The sequence below is a fragment of the Lelliottia sp. RWM.1 genome (genome assembly GCF_016859735.1).
In the GTDB taxonomy this organism is placed as follows: domain Bacteria; phylum Pseudomonadota; class Gammaproteobacteria; order Enterobacterales; family Enterobacteriaceae; genus Enterobacter.
In genome coordinates this window covers 1-7025 of sequence record NZ_WLVC01000080.1, presented here as the reverse complement: position 1 = coordinate 7025, position 7025 = coordinate 1, and the positions used below count along the sequence as shown (strand labels likewise).

The 7025-nt window shown below is 61.1% G+C and carries 6 protein-coding genes; 5 read left to right on the top strand and 1 reads right to left on the bottom strand.

Going from position 1 to position 7025, the window contains the following annotated elements; all coding sequences use genetic code 11:
* Window positions 1–286: 286 nt before the first annotated feature.
* The 4 genes from parA (at window position 287) to GF617_RS25910 (ending at window position 3130) form a co-directional block, all read left to right on the top strand.
* Window positions 287–925, top strand: coding sequence for a ParA family partition ATPase (gene parA, locus GF617_RS25925; protein WP_008166580.1), 639 nt, complete (start codon window positions 287–289; stop codon window positions 923–925).
* Window positions 926–967: 42 nt separating this feature from the next.
* Entirely contained in the window at window positions 968–1168 is a 201-nt protein-coding gene (locus GF617_RS25920; protein ID WP_008166578.1) for a plasmid partition protein ParG, read from the top strand.
* 33 nt (window positions 1169–1201) lie between these two features.
* Window positions 1202–1588, top strand: a complete 387-nt coding sequence (gene parC, locus GF617_RS25915; protein WP_239006639.1) for a ParC family partition-associated protein — start codon at window positions 1202–1204, stop codon at window positions 1586–1588.
* A gap of 165 nt (window positions 1589–1753) precedes the next feature.
* The gene (locus GF617_RS25910) at window positions 1754–3130 is read left to right on the top strand and encodes a replication protein (RefSeq protein ID WP_191212716.1); all 1377 of its coding nucleotides are present in this window, start codon (window positions 1754–1756) and stop codon (window positions 3128–3130) included.
* A 239-nt stretch (window positions 3131–3369) separates the two neighbouring features.
* On the opposite strand, the gene GF617_RS25905 is transcribed toward GF617_RS25910, so the two are convergent.
* On the bottom strand, window positions 3370–6255 hold the full coding sequence (locus GF617_RS25905; protein ID WP_032494790.1) for a Tn3 family transposase: 2886 nt from the start codon (window positions 6253–6255) through the stop codon (window positions 3370–3372).
* 125 nt (window positions 6256–6380) lie between these two features.
* Here GF617_RS25905 and GF617_RS25900 point away from each other — a divergent pair, with 125 nt between their 5' ends.
* Window positions 6381–6995, top strand: coding sequence for a recombinase family protein (locus GF617_RS25900; RefSeq protein ID WP_000904906.1), 615 nt, complete (start codon window positions 6381–6383; stop codon window positions 6993–6995).
* The last annotated feature ends 30 nt before the right edge of the window (window positions 6996–7025 follow it).

Here is a 7025-nt window from a genome sequence, read left to right as displayed (position 1 = left end):
AAAGACGCTATAAACGCGGGCAGAAAAATAGTGATCGGCATGATGTTATTGGCCGATCGACATGATGTTATTAGCCACGACATGCGGGCCATGTGCCGACAGGTGGCCGACGAGATCCACCAGACCGCCTAAGCCCTCCCCTGCCCTGCCACCGAACCCCGCCGCGTGCGGGGTTTTTTATGACTTCAAATCCTCAAAAGGTGTATTTACTCAAATCCTCAATATGCTATACTGTGCTTGAGTAATTCCTTTTTTCCTCAAACGCTCAATAGCTCAAGGAGTGTATATGCAAGTCATCGCTGTACTGAACCAGAAGGGCGGGGCGGGTAAAACCACCATCGCCACCCACCTTGCCCGCGCCCTGCAACTCGACGGCGCAGACGTGTTGCTGGTTGATTCTGACCCGCAGGGCAGCGCCCGCGATTGGGCCGCCGTCCGCGAGGATCAACCCGTGCCCGTGGTTGGCATCGACCGGCCCACCATCGAGCGCGATCTAAAGAGCGTGGCCCGGAAAGACTTTGTTGTGATCGACGGAGCGCCGCAGGCTCATGACTTGGCCGTGTCGGCAATGAAGGCCGCCGATTGCGTGCTGATCCCGGTGCAGCCGTCGCCCTACGACATTTGGGCAACCTCTGACCTCGTGGATTTGGTCAAGCAGCGCATCGAGCTGACCGACGGCAAGCTGAAAGCGGCTTTCGTGGTGTCCCGTGCGATCAAGGGCACCAAGATTGGTGCGGAAGTCTCCGAGGCGCTGGCCGGGTACGGCCTGCCGATCCTGCAAACGCGCATCACGCAGCGCGTCATCTACCCGAGCAGCGCGGCCAGCGGCACCACGGCCATTGACCAAGAGCCGACGAGCGAGGCCGCCGAGGAAATCCGGGCGCTGGCTGAGGAAGTGCGCCGTTTCCTCAATTGCACCATTTGAGTAATTAAGGAGTAGGTGAAAATGAGTAGCGGGAAACTTGGCATGAAAGCAGGCCGCCCGAGCGCCGCGAAGGCTGGCCCTACCTTGTCCGACCTTGCCGACAAGGCCGCCACCGTCCGGGTGAATTTCGACCTCGACCGGGCCGAGCACACGAAGCTGAAGATTTACGCCGCCAAGACCGGGCGCAGCATCACGGACATTCTGCGCGAACTGGTGCGCTCACTTGATGAAAAGAGTGATTGAGTAATCACTTAACCGGCTGGACGGGTCAAAAGCATGGACTATAGTCCATACATTTTTGATTTGGCGAAATTTAATAATATTGATGAAATACGGCGCGTGGGGTATAAAGTGATGGTTGAAATGGAACCGTTGAGTCTGGAGGTACTGCCGCCCTCTCATTTCAAGGCGTTTGCGAAGAACGCACCGCATGAGATCAAGGGCGCTGTCATCGAGAACACAGAGCGCGGGCTGGTGATCGTGCTGCACGTTGGCAACGAGCGGCGCATTCTCGGCCAGTACCGGGGAGGCATCCGGTTTTTTCGCTCTTTCGATGGCGCGGCGGCAGTGCTGCGGCAGCATGGCGTGCTGCACTGGACGGCGAATGCAAAAGGCTGGATTCCGCGAACTTTGGAAGCGAAGGAGCGGAGTTCAGATGGATGAAAAAGCAAAGCCCCGCGTGGCAGCGGGGCTTGGCAAGAGGTGGGAACCTAGCAGGTGGCACTGTTTGGAACCCCAAGGCGTGACCGATGCAGACGACCAGAAACACCCAAACTATGGTCTGCATTGTAGCGCCCTACCTCTTGCCGCACAAGCGGAAAGAGGGTTATGGGGCAAGCACAGCTACGACTTTTCAGCCCAGCCGATGAGGCGGGTTGCTATCACGACACAGCCCGGCAGGGCTTTTTCTCGTTGCTCATGGCGACGGGCGAGGGCAGCGGCAAGAAGCAGGACAGTTACCGGCTGTCACAGATGCCCGTGGTGCTCTCCATGCTCGACCACAGCCGGGATACGTGGCTGTCTCAGGCCGAGTTCATCAAGCCAAACCGCCGTGTCGTCAATCTGGCCCGTATCGGGCTGCTGTTCGCTGACTTGGACACCTACCGCGAGCCGTGGGCGCAGGGGCGCAGCCCCGAGCAACTGGCCGCCGCTGTCATGTTCCGCTGCTACGACGAAGGCGTGCCGCCGCCGTCGATCCTCGTTTTCTCTGGCCGTGGCGTGCAAGCAAAGTGGCTGCTGGATGGCACCTTGCCGCGTCAGGCGCTGCCACGCTGGAATGCCTGCCAGCGTTACCTGATCGACCGTCTGGCCGGGCTGGGCGCTGATCCAGCGGCCAAGGATGCAAGCCGCGTGCTGCGGCTGGTCAATACGGTGAACAGCAAGAGCGGCGAGGTTTGCCGCGTCATCCACGTTGAGCAAGGCCCGGACGGCGAGCCGATCCGGTACAACTTCGAGTATCTGGCCGAGGCGCTACTGCCGGTGGCCCGCTGGGACATCGAGGCCGACCGCAAGGCCCGCGCCGACCGTCGCCAGTTCAAGCTGCTGCCGGGCGGCCAAACCGGCAACCTGCGCACGCTCAACGGGCGGCAACTGGCGTGGGATCGTCTGGAGGACTTGCGCACGCTGGCCGCGCTGCGCGGCGGCGTGGCCGAGGGCGAGCGGATGCAGCACCTGTTTTGGCGGCTGAATTTCCTGCTGCTGTCAGGTGCGACGCACGCCGGCCAGATGTACCACGAGGCCGCCGCGCTGGCCCGTGAGCTTGACCCACGGTGGAACTACCGCAGCGCCGAGCTTATGACGCTGTACGCCAAGGCCAAGGCTCACGAAGCCGGGGAAAAGGTGGAGTTCGGCGGCAAGCAGTTTGCGCCGCTCTACACGCCCAAGAACGACACGCTTATCAGCCTGTTTCACATCACCGACGACGAGCAGCGCAAGCTGCGCACGCTCATCAGCCGGGACATGGCCGCAGAGCGCCACAGCGAGCGCGAGAAAGCCCGCAGACGTGCCGCTGGGGCTGTCGATCGTGCTTCCTATCTGGAAGCAGCCAGCGCCAAGCAGGCGCAGGCTTTGGCCCTCAAGGCGCAGGGTCTGAGCGTGCGGGCCATTGCTGCACAGATGGGCATTAGCAAGACCGCTGCCGGGCGCTACATCGCAGAGCCGGGAGAGTGTCCCAAGTCCATGCGTATTACAGGCGGGGAGGGCTGATCGTGAGGTGTTCAAAGTCCGTCCGTATTACTAATGGCGGAGCCTTCCGGGCGGGTGTCCCAAGTCCATGCGTATTACTAATGGCGAAGCCTACGCCCGGCGCGTAGCGCCTGCCTTTGAGTAGCGCCTGCCTTTGAGTAGCGCCTGCCTTTGAGTAGCGCCTGCCTTTGAGTAGCGCCTGCCTTTGAGTAGCGCCTGCCTTTGAGGGGGTCGTTTGCGGGAGGGGGCGGAATCCTACGCTAAGGCTTTGGCCAGCGATATTCTCCGGTGAGATTGATGTGTTCCCATCCGAGCGGCGAAACATGGGCCAAGAGATCGGGCGATAGCAGCTTTCCATCGCGTTTCTGGTTTGCAACGACCTCGCCGAGCTTCATGGTGTTCCAGAAGATGATGATGGCGGCGAGCAGATTCATGCCGGCGATGCGGTAATGCTGGCCTTCGGCGGAACGGTCGCGGATTTCACCGCGGCGGTGGAAGCTGATTGCCCGCTTCAGCGCATGATGAGCTTCGCCTTTGTTGAGCCCGATCTGGGCACGCCGTTGGAGTTCGGCATCCAGAATCCAGTCGATCATGAACAGGGTGCGCTCGACGCGACCGACTTCCCGCAGGGCTGTCGCGAGCTCGTTCTGCCGCGGATAGGAGGCGAGTTTCCGCAGAATCTGGCTTGGCGCGACGGTCCCGGCAGCAATGGTGGCGGCGATGCGCAGGATGTCGGGCCAATTGCGCTCGATCATGGCTTGGTTGACCTTTCCGCCGATCAACGCTCGCAGGTGCGCCGGGGCGGCCGACGGATTGAACGCGTAGAGCCGTTTGGATGGCAGGTCGCGGATGCGCGGAGCGAACCGGTAGCCGAGAATGGCACATGCGGCAAAGACGTGATCGGTGAAGCCGCCCGTGTCGGTGAACTGCTCGCGGATATGGCGTCCAGCATCGTTCATCAGCAGGCCATCGAGGATGTAAGGCGCTTCGCTTGCCGTTGCAGGAATCACCTGGGTTGCGAACGGCGCATATTGGTCGGAGACGTGGCTATAGGCTTTCAGGCCCGGGGTATTGCCATATTTCGCGTTGACCAGGTTCATGGCCTCACCTTGCTCTGTAGCGACGAAGAACTGTCCGTCGCTCGAAGCCGACGTGCCCATGCCCCAGAACCGGGCCATGGGTAACGCTGCCTGTGCCTCGACCACCATGGCCAGCGCCCGGTCATAGGCTTCGCCCTCGACATGCCACCGTCCAATGCGGATCAATTCCCAGAAGGTGTGGGTGTTTGTCGCATCCGCCATTTTGCGCAAGCCGAGGTTGATCCCTTCCGCCAAGATAACGTTCATTAGCCCGATCCGGTCAGCGCAGGGTGCTCCTGTGCGCAGATGGGTGAACGCTTCGGTGAAGCCGGTCGCCGCATCCACCTCCAGCAGGAGATCGGTGATGCGCGTGGGCGGGATCTGCTTGTAGAGATCGAGCACCAGATCTTCGGCGCCTGTCGGCGCGGCGGCTTCGAGTTTCTCGATATGCAGAACGCCGTTTTCAATCGACCCGCCCGGGATCGTGCCTGCGCGAGCGGCACGGCCAAGCTCGCGCAACCGCATGTCGAGGCGAGCTTGCCGGTCTGCCAGCCATTCCTCCGGCCGCAATGGCACAGCGAGACGACCGCCTTCCGCGATGGATTGTGCCGGAACGAGTGCGTGTTTCAGATCGCCATAGCGCCGGGACCTAGTAAGCCAGACATCTCCGGAGCGGAACGCATCGCGCAGATGGAACAGCACCGCGATCTCCCATAGGCGAGCGTCGCCAGCCCTCTGGGCCCGAAGGTGGCGATGCCATTTCGAGCTGGGCCGCAAGAAGCTGGTCATCGCGGCATCGTTCAAACCGGTACGAAGGGCCGTCACCGCTTCCAGAAGCGGCAGTGCAACGGGCGCAGCTCGCAGATCGAGCAGGCGCAACATGCGTGGAGCGTATCGGCGGAAGCGGTGATAACCGTCGAGCACATGATTGAGCGGATCGTCGGCCATGGTGGCGGTCAGCCTGGTTGCCATTGCAACAAGGGTTTTTAAGCCGTCCCACCCTGACCCACTCGCGATGACATCGCCCAGCGGCTGGCCATCATCCTGTGCATCGACCAGGGCGCCCCCGATCTCGGCGAAGGATTTCAGGGTGTCACGCACCACCCCCGCTTCGTCTGCGACCTTTGCATGGCAAATACGCTCCGAAGCACGGTAGAGACGGCCGACGATCCGGTCGTGGGTTTCGACCACTGCGTCGGCCAACATCGCCTGCCATTCCGAGACGCAAACAGCCAAGATCGCAAGCCGCCTGTCCTCCGGGAGATCGCGCATGCCGTCGGCATAATACCGTTCACCCTGCCTGCGCAGACGAGTCACCCGATGGGCAGGAACGCCGGCAAGCAGATCCTCGGGGAGATCGACGCGTTGCAGATATTCGAGCCGGTCGAGCAGCCGGTTGGCCGACGAAGAGTTCGAGCCAGGCTCGAACTGGCGCAGCCACACAAAACGGGTCACCCGATCATCAGCCGTCTCCTCGAGCAATGCCAGCAACTGTTCTCGGATCGACATAGGCAGCCGACTGGCGATCCTCGTCTCGATGCGTCGCTCGGCATCGACGAGAGCCGCGGCACAAAGCCGCTCGATCGTGGATGTCGCGGGAAGGACAGTGCGGGTGCGTCGGCACTCGGCTACGAAGCGACGGGCGATATCCTCGTTCGACACCGCCATCTCGGCTTCTCGGAACAACCATTCCTTCAGCTCGCTCGCACCACGTCCGGAGAAGGTGCGGAAGCCGTAGAGCCCCCGTAACTCGGCAAGATGCTCGTGCCGTGTTTCCTCGCGGGCAGCATAGTCTACGAGATCGTCGGCACCCAGGCCAAGCTGCGCTCCGATAAATTCGATGACCTCTGCAGGGATCAGTTCGCCTGGAGCCAGCACCCGGCCGGGATAGCGCAGGACACACAATTGCAGGGCGAAGCCGAACCTGTTGTGAGCGCGCCGACGCAGCCTGATATGCCCAAAGTCTTCATCACTCAGCGTATAGTGCTTGAGCAAATCCGTCTGTGAAGTCGGCAAGCGCAACAGCGCGTCTTTCTGCCGATCGGTTAGAGTGACGCGACGCGGCATACATGTTCCTTTTTCAAAATCTGATAGCGTTCAAGACGCTTTGTTTATGAAGCTGGTTGAGATACATTTCCAGAGGTCAATGCAATCGTGGCCGAAGCGCCGCCTCAAACCAACGTTTGTGATACATGCTGATCGGATATGCCCGCGTCTCCAAAGCCGATGGCTCGCAGTCTCTCGACCTGCAGCACGACGCCTTGCGCGCCGCAGGTGTCGAACGGGACAATATCTATGATGATCTTGCTTCCGGCGGTCGTGATGATCGCCCTGGCTTGACTGCCTGCCTCAAGTCATTGCGTGACGGCGATGTGCTGGTGGTCTGGAAGCTCGATCGCCTCGGACGATCGCTTGCCCATCTGGTCAACACGGTGAAGGAGCTGTCAGACCGCAAGATCGGCCTGCGGGTTCTGACTGGAAAGGGCGCTCAGATCGACACCACGACTGCGTCCGGTCGCATGGTGTTCGGAATCTTCGCCACCTTGGCCGAGTTCGAGCGGGATCTGATCCGAGAGCGCACCATGGCGGGTCTCGCCTCCGCGAGAGCGCGCGGTCGCAAGGGCGGACGAAAATTCGCGCTCACCAAAGCTCAGGTGCGTCTCGCGCAAGCCGCCATGGCCCAGCGCGATACTTCAGTTTCCGATCTCTGCAAGGAACTCGGCATCGAGCGCGTCACTCTCTACCGATATGTCGGTCCCAAAGGCGAGCTCAGAGACCATGGAAAGCATGTTCTCGGACTTACGTAGCAACTCGTTTCTTTTCGCAGGTTGAGCCAC